Raw genomic sequence first — 22,482 nt, forward strand, 5'->3', positions numbered from 1 at the left:
CCCGCCCGCACGCCGCGCCCGACAGCACCCGGCCCCGCTTCACCCCGGCGCTCCGGGATGCGCCGGAACCCCGGGACCCCGGCCTCCGGGCCGCCCCCGCACCGATCCACGAACACATCACCGACGCCGTGAAGGCCCCGGACCTGATCCGGCTGACCGGCGACGTCGTCCTCGCCCGCTTCGAGACGATGAAGGTGTACGCGGCGCTCGGCGCGGTCCGCTCGCTGCTGCGCCGGGGCCGGGTGGTGCCCGGGCAGACCCTGGTGGACAGCTCCAGCGGGATCTACGCGCTGGCCCTCGCCATGGCCTGCCACCGCTACGGACTGCGCTGCCGCATCGTCGCCTCCACCACCGTGGACGCCACCATGCGGGCGCAGTTGGAGATCCTCGGGGCGACGGTCGACGCGATGCCGCCCTCGCGGAGCCTGCGCCTGGACCAGGAGGCGCGTGTACGCCACGTGCGCCGGCTGCTGGCCGAACGGCCGGACTTTTACTGGATGCGGCAGTACCACGACAGCGTCCACCACGAGGGCTACCGGGAGTTCGCGGAGCTGCTGTCCGGGGCGCTGCCGGAGGGCCCGCTGACCGTGGTCGGCGCGGTGGGCACCGGCGCCTCGACCGGTGGACTGGCCCGCGCGCTGCGGGAGTCGGGGCGGCCGGTGCGGCTGGTGGGCATCCAGCCGTTCGGCAGCGTGACGTTCGGGAGCGAGCGGTTCGAGGACCCCGAGGCGATCATCGCGGGCATCGGCAGCTCGATCCCGTTCGGGAACGTCCGTCACGAGCTGTACGACACCGTCCACTGGCTCGACTTCCGCCATGCGATGGCCGGGGCCGTCGGACTGCTGCGCGACCACGCCGTGTTCGCGGGTCTGTCCACCGGCGCGGCCCACCTCGCGGCGGGCTGGGAGGCGGCCCGCGACCCCGGGCGGCTGCATCTGGTGCTGGGCGCCGACACCGGACACCGTTACGCGGAGCGGGTGTTCGCCCGCCACACCGAGGCGCTGGACCCGGCCGGGCTGCGGCCCCGGACCATCGTCTCACCGGACGATCTGCGGCCGCCGTGGTCCGTGATGGAGTGGGCGGGACGCGCCGCTCCCCGGGCCGCGCGGACCGCCGAGGGCGACGGGGCCGCCGAGGAGGACGCGACCGTAGCAGGCGGCGCGGCCGCTGGAGCCGACGCCCGGACAAGCGCCGAGGGCGACGACGTCACGCCCGGGAGCCCTGGCCCCTCCCCCTCAACGCCCTCCCCCGTACCGCCGTCCCCCTCACCGACCGTGGAGCTGCTGCCATGACGATCGCCGCACTGGAGTCCCTCTCCTTCGGCCTGGGCCGGATGGCGGAGGCCGCCGCCGGGGCGGGGCACCGGCTGTCCCTGCTGACCCGCGACCGCTCCGTCTACCGGCACGAGCTGGCGGTCCTGCCGCCGGACGCGCTGGACGTCGTGGACGTGGACACGGACGACCCCGGGGCCGTCCGCCGGGCACTGGCCGCCGTGCCGGACCTGGCCGGGCTGATCAACACGACGGACACCTGGAGCGTGCCGGCCGCGGAGCTGGCCGCCGCCCTGGGGCTGCCGGGCGCCGATCCCGCGTCCGTACGGCTGCTGCGCGACAAGCGCCGGGTCCGGGAGGCGCTGCACGCACACGGGTTGAGCCGCGGCACGGCCGTGTCCGTCCCGCCGGGTCCCGAAGGCGCCGGGGAGGTGCTGCGGGCGGTGGGGCTGCCCGCGGTCCTGAAGGACTCGGCGGGCACCTCCTCGCGTGACGTCTGGATCGCGCACGACGAGGAAGCACTGCACCGGGCACTGGCAGAGGCGGGTGAACAACGGCTGGCGGGCGGGCTGTTCGCCGAGGCGTTCCTCGCCGGGCCGCTGTACAGCGCGGAGACCCTCAGCTGGGACGGGACCACGCGACTGCTCGGAGTGCTGAGCCGGCAGACGTCCCGGGCCTCGGTGGTACGGGAGGAGGCGGCGGCGTTCCCGGTGGCTCTGCCCTCGGCGGAACGGGCCGGGATCGAGGCGTGGGTGGGCCGGGTCCTGGCGGTGGCCGGGCACGAACGGGGCTTCGCCCACGTGGAGTTCATCCTGACGGCGGACGGCCCGGAGCTGGTGGAGATCAACCGCAGGATCGGCGGGGCGCTGGTCGGCGAGGTGCTGTGCCGGACGCTGCGGACCAACGTCTACACGGCCATGGTGGACGAGGCGCTGGGCCGCCGCCCGGCGCTGCTGGACGCCCCGCTCGTCGCCGAGGGGCCGGCGTACGGCTTCGTCCTCGTCTACGCCGAACGGCCCGGGGTGCTCAAGGGCTGGCTCGGCCTCGACGAACTCGCGGCGTTCCCCGGGGCGGTGGAGTGGTTCCCGGTCCGCGTTCCGGGCGAGAGCGTCACGCACGTGGGAGATCAGCGCGGCTGTACGGGGATGGTGCTGGCGGAGGGGGCGACGGCGGAGCTGGCGCAGCACCGGGCGTGGAGCGCGGCCGTCCGGGTCCGCCCGGTCGTCGCCGACGCGGTGTGAGGCCGGACGGATGAGCCCCAGCCGGCCGAAGGGGGCTCCGGAGGCCGGGGTCGGCCCGGTCCGGCGGTGGGGGAAGGGGCGTGGCGACGCCGGGCGTACGCCGCTGAGCGGGGCCCAACGGGCGCTGCTGGCAGCCTCGTTCCTGATCACGCTGGGCAGCTTCGCCGTGCTGCCGTACATGTCGGTGCTGCTGCACCGGCGTCTGGGGCTGGGGCTCGGCGCGGTCGGCTTCGTGCTCGCCGTCGCCTCGCTGATCCAGTTCGCCGGCGGTGTGGTCGCGGGGCCGGTGGCCGGGCGGATCGGGTTGCGGCGGGCGATGCTGCTGGCGTTGGCGCTGCGTACGGCGGGGTTCGCCGCGTTCGTCCCCGGGCTGGGCAGCCCTGCTCTGGCGGTCGGGGCGTTGCTGCTGGTGTCGGCGGGTGCGGCGCTGTATCTCCCGGCCAACAAGGCGTACTTGGTGGACGGCGCGTCCGAGGCGGCCCGCCCCCGGCTGCTGTCGGCGAGCGGTTCGGCGTTCAACGCGGGCATGGCGCTGGGCCCTCCGGCCGCCGCGCCTCTCGTCATGGGATCGCCCGGGGCGCTGTTCGCGTGCGTCACCGTGCTGTTCGCGCTCGTCGGAGCGGGGCACGCGCTGCTGCCGCGCGAGGGGTCGGGGGGCGGAGCGGGCGGGCGTTCCGCCCCCGCACCGTCGGTGTCGGCCGGTGCCCCGCTGACGCCGCCCCCCGCCCCACTGACGCCGACTGCCACCCCAGCGACGCCGGCCGGCGCACCGCCGACGCCGACCGCCGTCGCGCCGATGCCGGGCGCCTCCCTGCCGGCCCGGGGCGGCGGTGAACGGCGGGACCGCGTCCCGGGCGGGGCCGCGACGGCCGCGGCCCCGGTCCGCGACCGCCTCACGGCGTCCCCCGGGCTCTCGCCGTTCGTGGTGACCGTGCTGAGCGTGTACGCGTTCATGTTCTTCCAGCACTACCTGGCCCTGTACGCGGTCCCCCGCACGTCGGCGGGGTTCTACGGGGCGGTGCTGACGGGGTACGCGGCCCTCCTCGTCGTCGCGCAGCCACTGCTGGCGGAACGCGTCGCCGCGCTGGGCTATCCGGCGGCGCAGTGGTGGGGTTTCGGCGCGATGGCGGCCGGCATGGCGGCGATCGGGGCCGGCGGGCACGCGGGGATCGCGGTGGGCGCGGTGCTGCTGTGCCTCGGCGAGATCGTGCTCTTCCTGAAGAACGACCTGGAGGCCCTGGCCCGTTCCACGGCCGCCCCGGCGAGCGTGTTCGGGCGGCAGCGGCTGGCGGCGGGCATCGGCGCGTTCGGCGCCGCCGTGGTGGGCGGCCAGCTGTACGGGGCGGCGGAGACGGCGGGCTCGGCACGCGGGTTCTGGGTGGCGGTCGGCCTCCAGTGCCTGCTGCTGCCGGTGTTCCTGCTGCTCCGCCGCCGTACCGCCCGGGACCCCGAGGAGTCCCGGGCGGCCGCGCCTTAACCGGCCCCGGGCCCGCCCTCCTCCGGCTCCGCCCGCCACTGCCCCGCCAGTTCGCGGCGGGCGCGCGCCACGCGGGAGCGCACCGTGCCGACCGGGCAGCCCGCGGTGGCCGCGGCCTCCGCGTAGGAGGCGCCCAGCAGTTGGGTGAGGACGAACGCCTGGCGGCGGGCCGGGTCAAGTCGGCGCAGGGCGTCCAGCACCGCGGCGTACTCCTCGAATCCGGGCAGGTGGCGGGGCTGGGCCCGTTCCGCGGCCGTCTGCCAGTCCGCGGTGTCGGCGGTCCGGGGGCGTACGGCGGCGGCCCGGTGCCGGTCGATGACGACGCGCCGTGCGATCGACATCAGCCAGGTACGGGCGCAGGAACGCCCCGCGAACCGGGCCAGTCCGCTCATCGCCCGCAGGTAGGTCTCCTGCGCCAGGTCGTCGGCCCCGGGGGCGTCGGAGCTGAGGTAGGTGACGAACCGGCGGACGTCCTCGTAGGTCGCCCGGACGAACCGGTCGGCGGCCTCCCGGTCGCCGCCACCCGCCGCCAGCGCCCAGTCGGTGATCTGCCCGTCGTTCCGCCGGGCGGCCGGACCCCTGGAGCTGTCGGAACTCCTGGGGCCGTCAGGACCCCGGGAGCCGGGCTGCACCCGGGAGCCGTCAGGGCCTTTGAGGCCGGGCGGGGCTCCGGAGGCGTCCGGGACCCTCGGGCCGGGCGGACGGGTGTCGGCCGGGTGGGCTCCGCGCTGGCGGGGGCCGGGCGGACGGAGTCCGGCCGGCCGGGGCGCGGCCGCGGGGGCGGGAGGAGTCGGCGCGGGCGGCGCCGGTTCCGGTCGTACGGGAACAGCTGGTTTCACGGTGGTCCTTCGCGTCCTCGCGGAGCCGGGGCGGCGAGCGCCCGGCTCCGTACACCGGTCGCGGGCGGTCGCGCGGAGCGACGGGCCCGGGAGGCCGGCGTGCCGGTCACGGGTGTGCGCGGGCACACCCGTGCAGCCTCCGGCGCATGGCGGCCGGAGAGCGTGGATGGTCAGCGGAAGCGGAGGGAGAGCGGTGGCCCGCGCCGGGAGATGGCATGCAGGGCGAGCGGGTCCCGCCGCCGGCGGCTGCGCCGGGGACGGGTCCGCCGGCGGGCGGGCCGGGCCGGGGCGGACGGTGTCGCGAACCACAGGCGCCAGGCCGTCCGGAGCGGGGCCCGGACGAACAGCACCAGACAGCGGGCCAGCCGGGCGAGGGCGACCTCGCCGCGCCACAGCCACCAGCCGCAGACCAGCCCCGCCAGCGCGTGGGCGGCGGCCATGCCGAGGGTGAACGCCGCACCGTCGAAGGCCGACAGGAGCCCCATCAGGTCGAACGGGCCGCCGACAGCGGCCTGGTGGGCGGAGTGGTTCATCGCTCCCATCGCATGACGCCCACCGCCCGCACCGTGCCCACCGTGCCCGCCCGGCAGCCGGGGCCCGGCGAAGGAGAAAAAGGCGTGCAGCCCCAACTGGCCGAGCACATGCGCCGATACGGTCACCGGGGCATTCCGCCGCCGCGCCCCGAGCCACCACCCGGCCCCGCACACCGGAATCAGCGCCGCGCCCTGGACGAGCAGGGGCAGGGGCGCGCCGGACATCAGCGCGTGCCCGAGTCCGGACACGGCGACGCACACCACCGCGAAGAGCGCGGTGCGTCCGAGTCGGAGTGCGGTTCCGGCTCCCATGGGGCCATCGTGCCAGCAGCCCCCACGCGGGAGAGAAGGGCATCAGATGCCGACACAAAGGGAGTTGGCCCCGTTTGCACCACCAACCCTCGACGTGATCCACATCACATCACCTGTGCGGGAACTTTCCCTCTCCCCCGCCCGACTGCTCCAACAACGCGCCTGCACCAGCCTCGTGGCCCGCGGCCGCCGCACACGCCCCACCCGCCGTTACCGCCCCCGCACCGAAGAGGCCGCATGACGAACCCGTCCCCCACCCCCGAACAGGCAGCGGCCGCCGAGACACCCGGGAGCGTTCCGGCCCCGGCGGACAGCCCGGTCACGGTGTCCGGCCCGGGCACACCGCCAGCGACGGTCCCGCCCGCCACCGCGTCCGGCCCGGACGCGGCGACCCCGGCACCCGGCTCCGCGTCCGGCGACGGACGGGTCCCCGCCCCCCGGACCGCGGGCGAGTCGAGACGGCCGACGCTCCGCTCCGATCTGCGGGCGTCGTGGCCCGACGGCCTGGTGGCGCTCCTCATCACCGCGGCGGTCTTCGTCCTCCTCTATGTGCGCATCCGCAACAAGACGTCCTCGACGGTCACCGTGATGCCGTTCATGGCCGACGCGGGCGGCTTCTGGATGTACTTCCTCAGCCAGGCGTTCGGCTGGTCCGCGCTGCTCTGGGCCTGGGGCACCGTCGTCCTGGGGCTGATGCTGTCGGGGCCCCGACCGGGCCGCCTCCCGATATCGGCGCCCCGGCTGGAACGCCTGCACCGCACCACGAGCCTCAACACCATGGCCCTGATCGCGGCCCACGCCCTGCTGTTCGCGGCCGAACTGGTCCGCCACGACACGGCGTCGTGGAACTCGGCGGTCGCCACCGCCTTCGTGGAGGCGTTCGTCCCCGGCGGCTACGACTCGGGAACCGGGCGGATCGCCATCCCGGTCGGCCAGGCGGCCCTGTACCTCGCGATCCCGCTCGGCCTGCTCTTCTACGTACGCCACCGCATCGGCCCCAGAACCTGGCGGGTCCTGCACCGCTGCGTGATCGTCGTCTACGTCCTCAGCGTCTGGCACACCCTGCTGTACGGGACCAACGTCTGGTACGACGGGTGGTTCCGCACCAGCGTCTGGCTGCTCCAGCTCCCGATCGCCGCGCTGCTGCTCCTGCGGCTGCTGCGGCCCGCCCGGCGCTCGGAGAAGCTGTCCGCCCGCCCCGGGGCGGGCGCCGGGGAACGTACGCGGTGGGCCCTGCGACTCGGCGGCCGGCTCGCCGTCGTGGCGGTCGTGGTGGCGTTGGTCGCCGTGGTGGCCACCGGCAGGGACGGCGGTCGCAGTGTGCCCCCGGAGGACACTTCCTCCACCCACAATCACGACTGAGCCACCGTCCGCGACCCGGGAGGCGGGGGCCGTGCGGAGAGGGGAGCCGCACGGAGGGGGGGTGGCTCGGCCGCCCCGGCGGGGAGGTCGGGGGGCTCGCGCCCGGCGGGGGGTGGTTCCGGAGCCCGGCGAGAGGCGTTCGCACGGAGACGTACGCTCGGTCCATGACCACCAACGATCTTCCTGTGATCGCCGCCGTCGACGGCTCCACGCACAGCCGCCAGGCGCTCGACTGGGCCACCCGCGAGGCCGTGCGGCGCGCGTTGCCGCTGCTGATCGTCCACGTCCGTCCGCTCACCCGGCAGATCGACGAGGAGACCGGGCGGCGGGAGGCCGAGGAGCTGCTGGCCGAGTCCGTGCGCCGGAGCGCGATCGTCGCTCCGGCGCTGCGGCCCTCGACGCTGGCCCCGCTGGACTTCCCGTCCGCGGCCCTGGTCTCGCTGGCCCGGGACGCGTCGATGGTCGTGGTCGGCTCGCGCGGACTCGGCGGTTTCCGCTCGTTGATGACCGGTTCGAACAGCCTCGCCACCGCCTCCATGGCGAGCTGCCCCGTCGTGATCGTGCGGGACGACCGCCCCGAGGGCGACGGCGACCGGGACGCCGAGGCACCGGCCCGCACCGACATCGTGGCGGGGGTGGCCGCCGACGAGAGCAGCGAGGCGGTCCTGGAGTTCGCCTTCGCCACCGCGGCATCCCGTCCCGGGGCCCGGCTGCGGATCGTGCACGGCTGGACGATGTTCTCCTCGATGCTCGCGGGCGGGCCCGTCCTGGACCGCGAGGAGGCGGCGGACTCGGCGGCCCGGACGCTGGCCGAGCTGACCTCGGGATGGCACGAGAGGTACCCGCAGGTCGAGATCGTCCGGGAGCCGGTCAACGGCTCCGCGTCGCGGACCCTGGTGGCCGCGTCGGCGACGGCCGCCCTGACGGTGATCGGCCGCCGCAAGGGCGGCGAGTCGCTCGGGCTGGGGCTGTCCCCGGTGGCCCAGACGACGGTGACGCACGCCCCCGGCGCGGTCGCCGTCGTGCCCTGCTGAACCACGCCGCCCGCCCCGGCCGACCACCGGGCCTCCGATCTCCGGCCCGCCCGCCCCGGCGAACCGCCAAGCCTCCGGTGCGGACGGGCCGGTGCAGACGGGCCGTGCCCCACCGGGCCTCGTACAACGGCCCCACAGGGCCTCGTTCACCACCCCACACTGCCTCGTACACCGCCGCACGACTCTTGGCCTCGCGGGCCGCGTGGCCGAGACTTGGCCGATGACACAGCGCGTGGCACTCGCGACCGTACTGGACCGGCTTGCCATCGATGAGGTGATCACCGGGTACGCCGCGGCCGTGGACGACGGTGCCTGGCCCGCGTACCGGGCCCTGTTCGCCGAGGACGGCCGCGCGGACTACCGGGACGCCGGCGGGATCGAGGGCCCGGCCGAGGAGATGGCCCGCTGGCTCGCGGAGACGATGCGCCTCTTCCCCGTACGCCAGCATCTGATCGTCAACCGGCGCGTCCGCCTGGAGGACCTGGGCGGCTACCCGGGCGACCGGGCCGAGGTGCGGGCCGACTACCTCAACCCGATGCGCCTGGACCGGGCGGCGGCCGGCACGGGCTCCCCCGGCGAGGCGGACTCCGGGGAGGCGGGCTCCGGGCGGTCCGGCGGCCTCTCCCCCGACTTCGTCACCGGCGGCCGCTACACCTTCGAGCTGCTGCGCACCGGGCCGGACTGGCTGATCCACCGGCTCACCGTCCACGAGAAGTGGCGCCGCGCCCCGGGCGCGTGACGGGACGCCCACGACCCGGCGTGCCCCGCTCGGCCCGCGTCCTGTGTCCGACGCGGACCGTCTGGCCCACACTGGGTGGCGCGGGGCTCCAGGGGCTGACGCGGTGACCGGCGACCACGGTGACCGCCCGCCCGTGCACGACCGAGGAGGGCACGGCATGCGCATACGGGGCGGGCGTGGCACCCCGGACGGCGGGCCCGCGGGCGCCCCCGCTCCCGGCGAGGGTTCCGGCACCGCCGGGGCGGGTGACGAAGCGTCGCCCCCGGGCCGGCGTTCCCCCCGCGCCGGGCCGCTCACCTCCGCCTGGACGCGGGGCGCGGCGGCGGTGCTCGCCGGGGCCCTGCCGGCGCTCGCCTTCCCCGCGCCCGGTCTCTGGTGGTTCGCCTATCTGGCGCTGGTCCCCTGGCTGCTGCTGATCCGTACCGCGCGCTCACCGCGCCGGGCGGCGCTGGACGGCTGGCTCGGCGGGATCGGATTCGTCGTCGCCGTGCACCACTGGCTGATGCCGAGTCTCCACGTCTTCATCGTGCTGCTGGCCGCGCTGCTCGGGCTGCTGTGGGCTCCCTGGGGGCTGCTGGCAGCCCGGCTGCTCGGCGGGACGCCGTCCGCCGCGCGGGGGGCGGCCGCCGTGCTCGTGGTGCCCTCCGGCTGGCTGATGATCGAGCTGGTCCGGTCCTGGGAGGGGCTGGGCGGCCCGTGGGGGCTCCTCGGCGCGAGCCAGTGGGAGGTGGGTCCGGCCCTGCGGCTCGCCTCGGTGGGCGGGGTGTGGCTGGTGAGCCTGCTGGTGGTCGCGGTGAGCACCGGTGCGGTCCTGCTGATCGCCGACCGCGCCGCCCGGACGGCCGCCGGGGCGCTGCTGGTGGTGTGCGGCCTGTGCGTCGCGGCGGTGGCGGCGTGGGCGCCCCGGCCGCAGAGCGCGGGCGCGGTCAGGATCGCCGTCGTACAGCCGGGTGTCGTGGGGGGGCCGGGCAGCGTGGCGCGCCGCCTCGACCGGGGCGAGGAGCTGACCCGGACGCTGGCGGGCCGGGACGTGGACCTGGTGGTGTGGGGCGAGAGCAGCATCGGAGCGGGGGCGTGGCAGGACCCGCGGACCGTACGGCGGCTGGCGGAGCTGTCCCGCCGGGTCGGCGCGGACCTGCTGGTCAACGTGGACGCCCGGCAGACGGACGGCTCGGGGCGAACGGGCATCTTCAAGTCGGCCGTGCTCGTGGGGCCCGGCGGACCGACCGGGGACCGCTACGACAAGATGCGGCTCGTCCCGTTCGGCGAGTACGTGCCCGCCCGCTCCCTGCTGGGGTGGGCGACCTCCGTGGGCAGGGCGGCGGGCGAGGACCGGCTGCGCGGCGACCGCCAGGTCGTGATGGCGCTGCCGGACGGGGCGCCGGGGCTGCGGATCGGCCCGCTGGTCTGCTTCGAGACGGCGTTCCCCGACATGAGCCGCAGGCTGGTGCGCGACGGTGCGCAGGTGATCGTCGCGCAGTCCGCCACCTCGACGTTCCAGCACAGCTGGGCCCCCGCCCAGCACGCGTCGCTGGGGGCGCTGCGGGCGGCGGAGAACGGCCGTCCGACGGTCCACGCCACGCTGACCGGGATCAGCGCCGCGTACGGGCCGAGGGGGGAGCGGGTCGGCCGCCCGCTCTCCACCGACGCGAGCGCGGCGGAGGTCTTCGAGCTGCCCCTGGCGCGCGGGGAGACGCTCTACGGCCGGTTCGGCGACTGGCCGGTGTACGGGGCGCTGGCGGTGCTCGCCGTCCTGTGCGCGGTGGAGGGGGCGCGGGCGTTCAGGAAGCCTGTTCCAGGGCCTCGGTGACCACCCGCTCGCACAGCTCGTGGGTGGCCAGGGCGTCCCGGGCGCTGAGCGTCTCGCCCCGGCCGACGGCGTCGAGGAAGGCGAGGACGCACGCCTCGATGCCGCGCTGGCGGGCCACCGGCACCCAGTCGCCCCGGCGGCGCACGCTGGGCTGGCCCTTGTGGTCGACGATGTCCGCGAGGTTGAGTACCTGGCGCTTGGTGTCCTGGCCGGAGACTTCGAGGATCTCCTCGGTCGAGCCGTTCAGCCGGTTCATCATGCCGATCGCGGTGAACCCGTCGCCGGACAGCTGGAGCACCACGTGGTGCATCAGTCCGTCCACGACGCGGGCCCGCACGGTGGTGTGGTCGACCGTGCCCGGGGCGAGGAAGCGCAGGGTGTCGACGACGTGGATGAAGTCGTCGAGGACCATGGCCCGCGGGTCCTCGGGCAGCCCGACCCGGTTCTTCTGCAGGAGGATCAGCTCGCGCGGGTGCTCCGCGCACTGCGCGTATCCCGGGGCGAAGCGGCGGTTGAAGCCGACGGCGAGGCTGACGCCGCGTTCCTCCGCGAGGTTCACCAGCCGCTCGGAGTCGGCGAGCTCGTAGGCGAGCGGCTTGTCGACATAGGTGGCGACACCGGCATCGAGGAGGCGTTCCACGATCTGCGGGTGCACGGCGGTCGGGGCGTGCACGAACGCCGCGTCCAACCCCGCGTCGATGAGGGAGTCCAGGGTGGTGTGGCGCTGTCCGGTCGGGACCCGGTGGGCGTCGCCGACCTCCTGGAGCGTGGCCGGGGTGCGGGTCTGCAGATGCAGTTCGGCCCCCGGTACGGCGGTGAGCACCGGCAGGTACGCCTTCCGGGCGATGTCGCCGAGCCCGATGCAACCGATCTTCACGAGGTCTCCCTGTCGCCGTGCCGCTCCACAGTGCGCGGCTGTCCGGCCGCGCCCCGGCAGCATACGTCGCCGCCGGTGGCCCATCGACCGCCCCGGCGACAAAACCCCTGGCCAGGGGCGTGATGGTGGGGAACGCGGAGATCGGGCGCCGCCGCGGCGGCACGCCGTGGGGGGGTGCTCCCCGGCGTGTACGGGCCGGGGAGCCGTGCTGACCGGGTCACTCGTGCGGGCCATTCCCGGCGCACCGGCGCCCGCCAGAGGGGTGCGGGCCGCAGAGTTGCCGCGTGCAGAGAACCAGAATCGCCGCGACGCTCCTGGCCGGCCTGGCGGTCGCCGCCGTCTCCGGCTGCGTGTCGGTGGAGCCCGGAGCCGTTCCCTCCCCGCGTCCCGGCACGGCCGGGCCGGTGCAGGACGTGGCCCCGCAGGTCGTGCAGCCGCCCGCCCGCGAGGCGCTGGAGGCCGTGCCCGGTCCGAGTCCGTCGCCCTCCCGCGCGTCCTCCCCCGCGCCCCCGGCCCCCGACGCCGGTCCGCCCCGGCGTTCCGGTCCGGCGGACGCCGCCCCTCCGGCCGAGCGCGCGGACCCGCCGCGGCAGCGGACCCCGCGCCGGCCGCGCGCCGCACCGCCCGTCGTCGCGCCCGCCGTGCCGCGCCTGCCCGGCGGGGCGGACGTCTGCGCGCTGGGCCGGGGGTACGGCAAGTGGCCCGCCGGAAGCCCGCAGTCCCGTATCTGCTCGGAGGCGTACGGTCGCTGACGCTCCGGCCCCGGGGCCACCGCGGCCGCCGGCCCGGTGGCCGGCGGTTCGCGGGCCGCCGGGGTCACCGCTCCCGGAGGCGGAGCTCCAGGCGGTCGATGGCGGCGCGGACCCCGCGGCCCTGTCGGTCGTCCGCGAGCTCGGCGGCCGCCGCGCGGGCCAGCCGGAGGTGGGTCCTGGCCGCGTCGTGGCGGTGGAGCTTGAGGTAGTCCGCCGCGAGGTTGAGGTGGAGCGAGGGGGAGAACGCGCGGACGGCCGGCAGGTCCCGGTGCTCCGCCGCCCCCTCTCCGCCGGACTCCCCCGGCTTCCCCGGGCCCTCGGTGTGGCGCACGGCCTCCGCGGCGGTCAGGGCGCGCAGGTCCCAGGCCAGCTCGTCACCCGGGTCGTCCTGGGCGTCGGCCATGTAGTGCGCGAGCGTGCAGCGGTGCAGGGGGTCGCCGTCCGATCCCAGCTCCGCCCAGAGCGCGCCGAAGCGGTTGCGGGCCTCTTCGCGGTCACCTGCGTGGAGCAGCATGACGGCTTGGCCGATCCGGGTCATGACGGCGTCCTCCGACACCTGCTGCCGCTCCACCACTACTCGCTCCTCGTCGCCCGTCCGACCGCCGGACACGCCCTCAGGGCTGTCCCGTCCGACGCTAACGCCGGGTCGGCGCGGAACCGGTCAGACACGGGCTCCGAGGAGCGGCCCGTCCGTCAGCCGAGGTCGGGGATGCGCCAGTCGATCGGCTGGTGCCCCTGGGCGGCCACGGCCTCGTTGATCTGCGTGAAGGGGCGGGAGCCGAAGAACTTCTTGGCGGAGAGCGGGGAGGGGTGGGCGCCCTTCACCACGATGTGGCGCTCCTCGTCGATCAGCGGCAGCTTCTTCTGCGCGTAGTTGCCCCAGAGCACGAAGACCGCCGGGTCGGGCCGGTCGGCGACGGCGCGGATCACGGCGTCGGTGATCTTCTCCCATCCCTTGTTCTTGTGGGAGTTGGCCTCGCCGCCCCGGACGGTGAGCACCGCGTTGAGCAGGAGGACGCCCTGCTCGGCCCAGGGCATCAGATAGCCGTTGTCCGGGATCGGCAGCCCGAGCTCCTGGTGCATCTCCTTGTAGATGTTGCGCAGCGACGGGGGCGTCCTGACGCCGGGCCGCACGGAGAAGCACAGGCCGTGGCCCTGGCCCTCGCCGTGGTACGGGTCCTGGCCGAGGACCAGGACCTTCACCTTGTCGTACGGAGTGGCGTCCAGGGCGGCGAAGACCTGCTCGCGCGGCGGGTACACGGGCCCCTTCGCCCGCTCCTCCTCGACGAAGTCCGCCAGCTCCTTGACGTACGGCTTCTGCAGTTCTTCGCCGAGGACACCGCGCCAGGACTCGGGCAGCAGGTCGATATCGGTCACGTCCACAACCTCCGGTGAGCAACAGGTTCTTGCTCCCAGAACCTACCGGGCCCCACTGACAACGGACCCGGGCAGCCCCCGCGCACGGTCGCCGCCCGGGTCTCGGGGGGGGCCGTGCGCGAGGGCCGACCGGGCCCCGGGGAACGTCCGGCGGGCGGCTACCAGCTGGCCTTGCGGTACAGCTCCCACATCTGCATGACGGTCTGCGGGTCGAGGGCGCGTTCGCCGCCGCCGATGTCCTCCCCCGCGGCGACGTACAGCTTGCCCTGCCACAGCGGCAGCAGGCGGACGTCGTCGACCAGGATCTCCTGGGCCCGCTCGAACTGCTTGCTGACCGCGCCCCGGTCGCTCTCCTGCCGGGAGGCGGGGAGCAGCTGCTGGGTGATCTCCTTGCTGATGTACGGGGTGCCGGTGACGCTCTCCTTGCCCACGAAGGGGGCGACGAAGTTGTCGGGGTCCGGGAAGTCCGGGAACCAGCCGCGGCCGAAGACCGGGTACTCGCCCTTGTTGAAGCCTTCCTGGAAGGTCTTCCAGGGCTCGCCCTTGATGGTGATGTCGAAGAGTCCGGACGCCTCCAGCTGCCGTTCTATCTCCTCGAACTCGGGCTCGGTGGAGGAGCCGTAGCGGTCCGTGGTGTACCAGAAGGTCATCTTCACGGGTTCGGTGATGCCCGCCCCGGTCAGGAGGCTCTTCGCCTTCTTCACGTCCGGGTCGCCGAAGGTGTCGAAGAAGCTCGTGGTGTGTCCGGCGATCCCCTTCGGGATCATGGAGTACAGGGGCTCGGCCGTTCCCCGGTAGACCTTGGCGACCAGGGCGTCGCGGTCCACGACGTGGGCGATGGCCTTGCGCACGACGGGGTTGGCGGCGGCCGGGTCCTTCGGGTTGAAGACCAGGAAGCGGATGTCGGCGCCGGTGGACTCGACGATCTGGAGGCCCTCGGTGCCGTCCTTGCCGTCCTCCAGGCTGACGACCTCCTCGGCGGTCAGACCGCGGTAGGTGGCGTCGATCTCGTCGGCCTTGAGGGCGTCCACCATCTCGGTCGACTTGCCGAAGTAGCGGATGGTGACCGCGTCGTTCTTGCGGTTGGCGAAGCCCTTGTAGCCCGTGTACTTCTTCAGCTCGGCGGTCTTGCCCTCCTCGTACGCGTCCAGGAGGTACGGGCCGGAACCGGTGACCTTGCCGTCCGTTCGGATCCGGTCCTTGGGGTAGTTGCCGGGGGCGACGAGGGACATCGCGGGCGTGGCCAGGATGAACGGGAACGTGGCGTCGGACTTGTTCAGGTGGAAGACGACGGTGTCGTCGCCCTTGGTCTCGATCCGGTCCAGGGAGCCGAGCATGCCGGCCGGGCCGCCCTTGAAGTGGATGTCCACGATCCGGTCGATGGAGTACTTCACGGCCTCGGCGTCGAGCTTCTCACCGTTGGAGAACTTCAGGTTCCTCTTGAGCGTGCACCGGTACGCCATGCTCGTGGCGTCGGTGAACTCGCACTTCTCCGCAGCGTCCGGCTCCGGGCTCGTGCTGCCGGTGGGGAAGCTGACCAGGGTCTGGTAGACGTTCCGCATCAGCTCCCAGGAGTTGTCCCAGGCGGCTGCCGGATCGAGCGTGGACGGGGAGCTGGTCGTCCCGACGGTCAGCTTCTGCTCCGTCTCCGAACCACTGTCGGAGAGGAGACCGCAACCGGCCAGAAGGGACAGGGAAGCAAGGGCTGCAGCAGCCTGCAGACTGGCCCGGTAGAACACGCGCACGCTCCTCGATCAGCCTTGGGTCGGCAGACCATACCGCAGCGCCCCGCCGGATCAACCTGCTGGTCCGGCGGGGCACTTGGCCCAATCAGGGCCAAACCGACTCAGGCCGATCTCAACCCACACCGGCGTTGAGGAAGATTCCGCCGTCGACCACGAGGGTCTGCCCGGTGACCCAGTCGGACTGCGCGGAGGTGAGGAAGGCCGCCGCCCCGCCGATGTCCTCGGGCACCCCGAGCCGGCCCAGCGGGTAGGCGGCGGCCGCCTCCGCCTCGCGGCCCTCGTAGAGGGCCTCGGCGAATTTCGTCTTGACCACGGCCGGGGCGATGGCGTTGACCCGGACCACGGGCGCGAACTCGTGCGCCAGCTGGAGGGTCAGGTTGACCATCGCGGCCTTGCTCATGCCGTACGCGCCGATGAACGGCGAGGCGGAGACCCCGGCGATCGAGGCGATGTTCACGATCGCCCCGCCGTTCTCCCGCTGCCACGCCTTCCAGGTCTGCTGGGCGAAGCCGAGTGCCGAGATCACGTTGGTCTCGTAGACCTTGCGGGCCACGTTCAGGTCGAGCTCCGCCATGGGGCCGAAAACGGGGTTCGTCCCGGCGTTGTTGACCAGGTAGTCGACCCGGCCGAACGCCTCCATGGTGCGCTCGACCGCCGCCGCCTGGTGGGCCTCGTCGTGCGCCTTGCCCGGGATGCCGATCACCCGGTCGGAGCCCAGCCGCTCGACGGCCTCCTTGAGGGCGTCCTCACCGCGCCCCGTGATGGCCACCCGGTCGCCGCGCGCCACGAGCGCCTCGGCGACGCCCCAGCCGATGCCCCGGCTCGCGCCCGTGATGAGCGCGACCTTTCCGCTGTCCTGCACCGTCATGATGTCCGTCGCCCTTCGCGTCAGTTGAGGGGGCCGCCGGCCACGTACATGACCTGGCCGGAGACGAAGCCGGCGTCGTCGCCCGCGAAGAAGGCGATGGCGTTGGCGACGTCCTCGGGACGGCCGACGCGCTGCACCGGGATCTGGGTGGCGGCCGCCGCCTGGAACTCCTCGAAGCCCATGCCGACGCGCTCGGCGGTCTGCGCGGTCATCTCGGTGACGATGAAGCCGGGCGCGACGGCGTTGGCGGTGACGCCGAACTTGCCGAGCTCCTTGGCGAGGGTCTTGGTGAGGCCCTGGAGCCCCGCCTTGACCGCGGAGTAGTTGGCCTGGCCGCGGTTGCCGAGGGCCGAGGAGGACGAGAGCGAGACGATCCGGCCGAACTTCGCCTCGACCATGTGCGCCTGGACGGCCTTCGCCATCAGGAACGCGCCCTTGAGGTGCACGTTCATCACGATGTCCCAGTCGGACTCGCTCATCTTGAACAGCAGGTTGTCACGGAGCACGCCCGCGTTGTTCACGAGGATCGTCGGCGCGCCGAGTTCAGCGGCGACACGCGCGACGGCGGCTTCCACCTGGCCGGCGTCCGACACGTCGCAGCCGACGGCGAGCGCGGTGCCCCCGGCGGCGGTGATCTTCTCGACCGTGTCCTTGCAGGCCGCCTCGTCGAGGTCGAGTACGGCGACGGCGCGGCCCTCGGCCGCGAGGCGTACGGCGGTGGCGGCGCCGATGCCCCGCGCCGCTCCCGTCACGATGGCGACACGCTGCTCGGTGGTGGACATGCTTGGTTCTCCTCGCCCTTGGATCGCGGCTCAGCGGACGTCGGGGCGCTCCCTGACAGAGGACACCGATGACTGAGCAACCGCTTAGTACCTTCAGCAGTCGAGACGCTAGAAGCCCTGGCACCCGGTGTCAACGGCGCACGCCCCGGCGGGCCGCACGTCACACCGGGCGGGAGCGCCCGCCGCCGTGCCGTGGAGCCCCGCCGGGGCGTGGGTCAGCGCACGAGGAGGTCGAGCAGGCGCTCCACCTCGCCGGCCGGATCGGCGGTGAGGCCGCTGTGCACGGCGCCGGGCTGGACGACGGTGGAGCGCGGGGCGATCAGCCAGCGGAACCGGCGTCCGGCGTCGTCGCCCGCCGCCTGGCCGGCTCCCTCGCCGCCCCCGCAGACCTGTTCCACGGCGCGCAGGGCGGCCCGTACCCCGGCGGCGTCGGCGTCCGGGTCCAGCGCCCTGAGCTTGGCCTCGTCGAGGTGGGTCCGGGCGGCCACGAAGGAGCGCGCCCGGCAGTAGACGAGCACCCCGGCGTTGAAGCACTCCCCTCGCTCGACCCGGGGGACGACGCGCAGGAGGGCGTACTCGAAGACGTCGCGTGTCATCGGCCGGCCTCCTCGCCGCCGGGCGCGGCCGCCGCGTCCGGGCCGTCGCCCGCCCGCTTCGGCCGGGGCGGCAGGCGGTCGGAGAGCCAGCCGGGGGCCTGGGAGGGCCGGGTCGCGGTCGGCGCGTCCAGCGTGATCCTCTCGTGGATGTCGGCGGCACGGGCGAGCAGCGGGGCGATGTAGGCCCGGCGGACCTCGTCGGCGGAGTCGAAGCCGGGCTCGTCGGCCAGCCACACGTCGGGGACGTCGCCGGCGACCTCGGTGAGCAGCTCCTCGGTGACCAGCGGGGCCAGCTCGGCGGCGGCGCCCGCGATGTCCGGCGCGAACGGGACCAGGACGTGGTCGGACGCGTTGTACGGCTTGGCGGCGGACGCCTGGGCCCCCGGCCAGTTGTGGTGCCAGATCATGGTCGCGCCGTGATCGATGAGCCAGAGGTCACCGTGCCAGACGAGCAGGTTGGGGTTGCGCCAGGAGCGGTCCACGTTGTTGATCAGCGCGTCGAACCAGACGATGCGCCCGGCCTCACCGGCCCCGACCTCGTACGCGAGCGGATCGAAGCCGAACGAACCCGGAAGGTAGTCCATCCCGAGGTTCAGCCCGCCGCTCGCGCGCAGCAGCTCCTGCACCTCCTCGTCGGGCTCCGCGAGCCCGATGACGGGGTCCAGCTCCATGGTCACCAACTCGGGCACCCGCAGCCCCAGCCGCCGGCCGAGCTCCCCGCAGATGATCTCGGCCACGAGCGTCTTGCGCCCCTGCCCCGCCCCGGTGAACTTCATGACGTACGTGCCGAGGTTGTCGGCCTCGACGATCCCGGGGAGCGAACCGCCCTCACGCAGGGGCGTGACATAGCGGGTCGCTACGACCTCTTGCAACACTTTCCCAGGCCACCCATCTCTTCGACCTTGCAATCACGGAAGACTTCTCCGGAGCGTAGACGCCGGGAACACAAGTCAACAGCAGTGGGGAGAATCCGGGGAGTTTCAGCCGGCAAGCCGATCCCCCGCGCTCCCCGAGCAGACCGTCGCTGGTGCGCGTCCCCTTGCTCCCGGCCCTCCGGCATGAAGTGAGCATAGTAACCGAGAGTGATCGCAGGCGAGGAGTGCCCGAGTCACCGGGCCAGGGTCACGACGGACTCTCCGGCTTCCGGCATGATCGAGGCGTAGGTGTGCCGAAGCACAGGGAAGCCGTCTTTCGGGGCCGCCGCCCACCACACACCGACTGCCCCCTTCCCGGCGTTACGTGCCGGGAAGGGCGAAAGCCGGGCATAACAGGGTCGGAGGTTGTCGGCCGCTGTGGGCCGACAACCTCCGACTCCGAGATGCACGCGGGTGAGGGAGGAACTCCCCGGCCCCTCGGAGGGGGCGCACCTCGCGCATTCGGAACTCAGGGCTTCGCCTTCCGGCCGGCGAGCACGGCGATGACGGCCAAGAGCACTCCGCATGCCGCAGCGATGGCCCCGAGCACCTTCGGAACACCGTCACCTGTTGCGAATCCCGCGACACATCCGCACAAGCCTCCCACCATCAGGATGATGGAGAAGATCCGCACGGCACGTACAGCGTCCCTCGTCGGGGCATCGCTCGCTGTCATTCTTACGCCACTTTCCCTTGGACGGTCGGGTTCCTGAACGTCACCCGTATGTGATGATGTCGGCGCCGTAGTAGCCTGCGACGCCTCCCAGTGCACAGCTGCCGACTACAGCGGCACCGGCGCCGACCGCGCTGCCGACTCCGGCACCGACCGCTCCTCCGGCCGCGGCGGCATACCCGATGGTTCCGGTTTCCGCGGCTGCGCCTATGCCGGCCACGCAGCCCGACACGACGCCGAAGATGTCACTGCCGTTGTCCAGAATGTCCGAGAAGCTGAACAACCCGGTTGGGTCGGTTCGGTTGACCGGGTCTCCGGCCGCGTAGAGGTAGGGGTTCGCCTCTTGCCCGGAGGGGTCGGGTTGGGTGAAGCGGCCGAGGTCGGGGTCGTAGTAGCGGGCGCCCATCTTGTACACGCCCGACTGGTCGAGGTAGGTGCTGGTGTAGCGGAACGGCTGGTTGGCGCCGCTGTTCCCGCGCTGCTCGCCGTAGGGGCCGTAGGAGTAGGTCGCGGTGCGCTTGCCGGAGGTGTCGACCAGGCCGATGACGGAGTTCTGGGCGTCGGTCAGGTAGTACTGGCTGGCGCCTCCACTCTTCATGGCGACCAGCGTGCCCGAGGGCTCACGGACGAAACCGGTCGCCGCCCCGGAGGCGTTCTGCCCGGTGATGCCGACGGCGGCGTTGGTGAAGGTGGTGGAGCCGGCCTTCAGGCGCTGGGTGTTGTCGGTGCCGGCGTAGGTCTGGTCGATGGTGGTGCCGGACTGGGTGTAGGCGCCGAGCTGGGTGTGCGGCGTCCACGTCTCAGCGGTGCGGGTGCCGGTGGGGCTGGCGGCGGAGGTCTCGTTGCCCGCGCCGTCGTAGGTGAAAGCGTCGTTGCCGTCGAACGAGGTCAGCTCTCCCGCATTGTTGTGGACGGCCTTCTGCTGGGCGTCGTCACAGTTGGACGGAAGCGACGTTCCGGTGGAGCGGCCGGTGCGGTTGCCGCCCTTGTCGTAGCAGTAGGACCAGCCGGCCGTGGTGGAGCCGGACTTGGTCTCGACGGCCTTGGTCAGGCGGCCCAGGCTGTCGTAGGTGTAGGCGGTGGCGGCGCCGTCGGTGGTGCGCTTGCGGACCTTGTCGGTGTCCTTGCCCGCGTCGGCGTAGTCGTAGGAAATCGTCGACAGGCTCGTGGAGCCGGACTTGACCTCGATCTTCGTGGGCCGGCCGGAGTCGTCGGAGGTGACGGTCTGCGTGGTGCCGCCGGGGAAGGTGGTCCTGGTGCGGTCGCCGTTGTTGTCGTAGGTGAAGCCGGTCTTGGCGCCGCCGGGTTCGGTGACCGAGGTCAGCTGGTTGGCGTCGTCGTAGCCGTAGCTCACGGTGCCGGCGGCATCGACGGCGGTGGCGACGTTGCCGGTGGCGTCATAGGTGATCGACGTGGCCGGAGTGCCGGGCAGAGCGCGAGTGCGCTCGCGGTTCTGCTCGTCGTAGGTGAATGTCGACGTGCCGCCGGGGGTTGTGCGGGTCGTGAGGTTGCCGTCGGCGTCGTAGGTGAACGTCGCGTTCGCCGAGCCGGCGTTCTGCGTCGTGACCCGGTCGCGGCCGTCGTAGGTGTAGTTCGTGGTGACGCCGCGCCCGTCGGTCACCGTCTTCTGACGGCCGAGGTCGTCGTAGGTGTACGTGACCGGCTTCAGCGGGGACGGCGGGGTGACCTTGGTCAGGTTGCCCTTCGAGTCGTAGGTGTAGGACGTCTTCTGGTCCCGCGGGTCCGTGGCGCTGCACCGCTGGCCGGGCAGGCCACCGCAGTCCATGGCTCCCGTCCTGGGGTTGTAGTCGTAGGTCCACTTCGCGCCGGTGCCGCCGGTGGTGGAGTCGGTCGACGTCAGCAGGTTGCCGGAGGTGTCGTAGCCGTTCGCCGTCTTGTCCGAGGACGCCGAAGTGGCGGTCTCGGGGAAGTAGCCGCTGCCCTTCTTCACCCACGTCGATGTCGCCGAAGCTCCGGTCGGCAGGGTGACCGTGGTGGGGTTGAAGGCGCTGTCGTACGTGTAGCTGGTGACGTTGCCGTCCTCCGGGGAGGCGCCCATCGCGTCCGTGGCGGTGGCGATGTCGTTGTCCGGTCCCCAGGACTTCGAGCGGCTGTGGCCGAGCGGGTCCTCGGTCTTCTTGGTCCGCCAGAAGCCGTCGACCGTCTTGAGCGTGTTGTTGCCCCGCGGGTCGGTGATCTGCACGAAGCCTTCGGCGCTGGTGTTGTCCGGGCCCAGCGCCCAGGTGAACACGGTGGTGTTGCCCGCGCCGGTGGAGTTGGTGACCACGCGGTTGACGGAGGCGACCTTGGCGCTGTCCCAGGTGAACTTCGTCTGTCGGCCCTCGGCCGTGGTCACCTTGACCAGGCGGTCGGAGGAGTCGTAGTCGAAGACGGTGGTCTTGCCGTCGGTGTCGGTGAACGTCTTGATCAGATCGCCTGAGTAGGTGTAGCTGATCGTCCTGCCGGTGCTGTCGGTGACCTTGGTGATGTGCTTGCCGTCGTTGGCGAACGACAGGGTGCGTCCCGAGGCCGAGGTGATCTTCGAGGTGAAGCTGCCCGAGTAGGTGATGGTCGTGGCGTTGCCGTTCTTGTCCTCTACCTTCGACACCCGCGCGACACCAGTGGTGCCCGAGCGGGAGAAGGTGGTCTTCTCCCCGGTGCGGCGGCTGGTCAGGGTGAAGGACTTCTTGTCGGAAGCCTCGGTCAGGTCCTGCTTGTAGCCCTTGGCCGGGGTGAAGCCGGAACCGGAGCGGGCGAACACTCCCACGGTGCCGGTGGGGCCTTCCACCGAGACGCCGTCCGCTGTCGTCTCCTTGACGAGGTAGTCGGACCCGGAAGTGGCGTTCCAGCCGACGCTGTTGAGGCTGTTGAAGGTGTTTCCGTAGGCCAGGCCCGGTCCGGCGTCGGCGATGTCGAAGCCGTCGACGGTCAGGAGCAGGTTGCCGTTGCCGTAGTTGACCTGCGCGCTCACACCGTCGGACAGCTGCGCGGAGTAGAACTCCGACCACGGCACCTGCCCGATACCGAGGGCGTAGAAGCCGGGGTCGGCCGCGGCCGACTCGACCACTGGCTGTCCCTCCTCGCCGACTGCCTTGAGCGGGGTGCTGGCCGGTGCCTTGGTCCTGCCCAGGGGCGAGGGGACCGGTGCCCCCGCCGCGGCGGCGGGGGCACCGTTTGGCTGGGCGGAGGCCGGGACGGCGGTGGCCATGGTGGCGGTAGCGGTCGCCGCGGCCAGGATGGCCAGCGGCAAGAAGTGTCTGCGGCGCCGGAGCGCGGGCAT

The 22,482-nt window shown here is 73.3% G+C and carries 19 protein-coding genes; 8 read left to right on the forward strand and 11 right to left on the reverse strand.

What is annotated here, in order from left to right; genetic code table 11:
• The first annotated feature begins 104 nt into the window (after positions 1 to 104).
• From IF19_RS0120250 to IF19_RS0120260, 3 genes are read left to right on the forward strand one after another with little or no spacing between them, the layout of a single operon-like run.
• Positions 105 to 1,292: a pyridoxal-phosphate dependent enzyme gene (locus IF19_RS0120250; RefSeq protein ID WP_050493879.1), complete on the forward strand. Its 1,188-nt coding sequence runs from the start codon at positions 105 to 107 to the stop codon at positions 1,290 to 1,292.
• On the forward strand, positions 1,289 to 2,512 hold the full coding sequence (locus tag IF19_RS0120255) for an ATP-grasp domain-containing protein (protein ID WP_030119364.1): 1,224 nt from the start codon (positions 1,289 to 1,291) through the stop codon (positions 2,510 to 2,512). The genes IF19_RS0120250 and IF19_RS0120255 overlap by 4 nt, the downstream gene beginning before the upstream one ends.
• Before the next feature lie 10 nt (positions 2,513 to 2,522).
• Positions 2,523 to 3,989, forward strand: a complete 1,467-nt coding sequence (locus IF19_RS0120260; protein ID WP_030119363.1) for an MFS transporter — start codon at positions 2,523 to 2,525, stop codon at positions 3,987 to 3,989.
• On the opposite strand, the gene IF19_RS0120265 is transcribed toward IF19_RS0120260, so the two are convergent.
• Both IF19_RS0120265 and IF19_RS0120270 read right to left on the reverse strand, forming a co-directional pair.
• Positions 3,986 to 4,621: a sigma-70 family RNA polymerase sigma factor gene (locus IF19_RS0120265; protein WP_050493874.1), complete on the reverse strand. Its 636-nt coding sequence runs from the start codon at positions 4,619 to 4,621 to the stop codon at positions 3,986 to 3,988. The two genes, IF19_RS0120260 and IF19_RS0120265, sit on opposite strands and share 4 nt — an antisense overlap.
• 377 nt (positions 4,622 to 4,998) lie before the next feature.
• The gene (locus IF19_RS0120270) at positions 4,999 to 5,673 is read right to left on the reverse strand and encodes a hypothetical protein (RefSeq protein ID WP_030276598.1); all 675 of its coding nucleotides are present in this window, start codon (positions 5,671 to 5,673) and stop codon (positions 4,999 to 5,001) included.
• Positions 5,674 to 5,910: 237 nt separating this feature from the next.
• On the opposite strand from IF19_RS0120270, the gene IF19_RS01000000134865 reads away from it, so the two are divergent.
• From IF19_RS01000000134865 to lnt, 4 genes are all read left to right on the forward strand, one after another.
• Entirely contained in the window at positions 5,911 to 7,035 is a 1,125-nt protein-coding gene (locus tag IF19_RS01000000134865; RefSeq protein WP_030276600.1) for a ferric reductase-like transmembrane domain-containing protein, read from the forward strand.
• Between the two features lie 164 nt (positions 7,036 to 7,199).
• A complete protein-coding gene (locus IF19_RS0120280; protein WP_030119358.1) occupies positions 7,200 to 8,069 on the forward strand; it encodes a universal stress protein in 870 nt (289 codons plus the stop codon).
• A gap of 220 nt (positions 8,070 to 8,289) precedes the next feature.
• Positions 8,290 to 8,808, forward strand: coding sequence for a nuclear transport factor 2 family protein (locus tag IF19_RS0120285; RefSeq protein WP_030120960.1), 519 nt, complete (start codon positions 8,290 to 8,292; stop codon positions 8,806 to 8,808).
• A gap of 157 nt (positions 8,809 to 8,965) precedes the next feature.
• Entirely contained in the window at positions 8,966 to 10,618 is a 1,653-nt protein-coding gene (gene lnt / locus IF19_RS0120290) for an apolipoprotein N-acyltransferase (protein WP_030276602.1), read from the forward strand.
• Here the strand turns inward: lnt and IF19_RS0120295 are convergent.
• Positions 10,590 to 11,495 (reverse strand): Gfo/Idh/MocA family protein, encoded by a 906-nt coding sequence (locus IF19_RS0120295; protein WP_030119354.1) that lies wholly within the window; start codon positions 11,493 to 11,495, stop codon positions 10,590 to 10,592. The genes lnt and IF19_RS0120295 overlap by 29 nt on opposite strands.
• A 284-nt stretch (positions 11,496 to 11,779) precedes the next feature.
• Here IF19_RS0120295 and IF19_RS0120300 point away from each other — a divergent pair, with 284 nt between their 5' ends.
• Complete coding sequence (locus IF19_RS0120300; RefSeq protein WP_030119353.1) at positions 11,780 to 12,247, forward strand: hypothetical protein; 468 nt, start codon at positions 11,780 to 11,782, stop codon at positions 12,245 to 12,247.
• Positions 12,248 to 12,311: 64 nt separating this feature from the next.
• On the opposite strand, the gene IF19_RS0120305 is transcribed toward IF19_RS0120300, so the two are convergent.
• From IF19_RS0120305 to IF19_RS0120340, 8 genes are all read right to left on the reverse strand, one after another.
• Positions 12,312 to 12,821, reverse strand: coding sequence for a hypothetical protein (locus IF19_RS0120305; RefSeq protein ID WP_030120957.1), 510 nt, complete (start codon positions 12,819 to 12,821; stop codon positions 12,312 to 12,314).
• Positions 12,822 to 12,940: 119 nt separating this feature from the next.
• Positions 12,941 to 13,630, reverse strand: coding sequence for a uracil-DNA glycosylase (locus IF19_RS0120310; RefSeq protein ID WP_030119351.1), 690 nt, complete (start codon positions 13,628 to 13,630; stop codon positions 12,941 to 12,943).
• A 152-nt stretch (positions 13,631 to 13,782) separates the two neighbouring features.
• Complete coding sequence (locus tag IF19_RS0120315; RefSeq protein WP_030120956.1) at positions 13,783 to 15,363, reverse strand: ABC transporter substrate-binding protein; 1,581 nt, start codon at positions 15,361 to 15,363, stop codon at positions 13,783 to 13,785.
• 118 nt (positions 15,364 to 15,481) lie between these two features.
• The gene (locus IF19_RS0120320) at positions 15,482 to 16,237 is read right to left on the reverse strand and encodes an SDR family oxidoreductase (RefSeq protein ID WP_030119349.1); all 756 of its coding nucleotides are present in this window, start codon (positions 16,235 to 16,237) and stop codon (positions 15,482 to 15,484) included.
• 20 nt (positions 16,238 to 16,257) lie between these two features.
• Positions 16,258 to 17,019 (reverse strand): 3-oxoacyl-ACP reductase FabG, encoded by a 762-nt coding sequence (fabG, locus tag IF19_RS0120325; protein ID WP_006122981.1) that lies wholly within the window; start codon positions 17,017 to 17,019, stop codon positions 16,258 to 16,260.
• A gap of 215 nt (positions 17,020 to 17,234) precedes the next feature.
• Entirely contained in the window at positions 17,235 to 17,615 is a 381-nt protein-coding gene (locus tag IF19_RS0120330) for a DUF3037 domain-containing protein (protein ID WP_030276604.1), read from the reverse strand.
• Positions 17,612 to 18,490 carry a HipA family kinase gene (locus tag IF19_RS0120335; RefSeq protein WP_030276605.1) on the reverse strand — a complete coding sequence of 293 codons (879 nt, stop codon included), beginning with the start codon at positions 18,488 to 18,490 and terminating at the stop codon, positions 17,612 to 17,614. Before IF19_RS0120335 ends, IF19_RS0120330 begins: the two co-directional genes overlap by 4 nt.
• Positions 18,491 to 19,245: 755 nt before the next feature.
• Positions 19,246 to 22,482: an RHS repeat-associated core domain-containing protein gene (locus tag IF19_RS0120340; RefSeq protein WP_030120954.1), complete on the reverse strand. Its 3,237-nt coding sequence runs from the start codon at positions 22,480 to 22,482 to the stop codon at positions 19,246 to 19,248.

The organism is Streptomyces californicus (assembly GCF_000717645.1).
Classification (GTDB): domain Bacteria; phylum Actinomycetota; class Actinomycetes; order Streptomycetales; family Streptomycetaceae; genus Streptomyces; species Streptomyces californicus.